We start from the raw sequence: 255 nt of genomic DNA, 5'->3' as shown, positions 1-255 counted from the left end.
GGCCTGCCATTCTTTCTTCACCGTGCGGCGGCCGGGGAGCGTGGCGACGCGGCGCTCGGCGGCGGAGCGATTGATCTTCAGCGAGTCGATTGCGTCGGCATCGAAAGCGAGGCCGGGATTGCGGGCATGGCCGCGGTCAGAGGGCGCGGCCTCGCGCACGCGCGGCGTGATGGGCTGGACGTTGGACATGGACCGAAACTTTCACGCGTCTGACAGGGCGTCAAGCATAGCAGGACGCGAGTCACAATGTGCGCA

At 67.1% G+C, this 255-nt stretch carries 1 protein-coding gene; it reads right to left on the bottom strand.

Annotated features, from left to right (window positions below):
• A partial coding sequence (locus Q5L94_RS13945) for a hypothetical protein (RefSeq protein ID WP_317498950.1) occupies positions 1–189 on the bottom strand: 189 nt, incomplete at its 3' end.
• Positions 190–255 lie beyond the last annotated feature (66 nt).

The sequence above is a fragment of the Idiomarina sp. Sol25 genome (assembly GCF_033052775.1).
In the GTDB taxonomy this organism is placed as follows: Bacteria; Pseudomonadota; Gammaproteobacteria; order Enterobacterales; family Alteromonadaceae; genus Idiomarina.
This window is presented reverse-complemented; position numbering and strand designations above follow the sequence as displayed.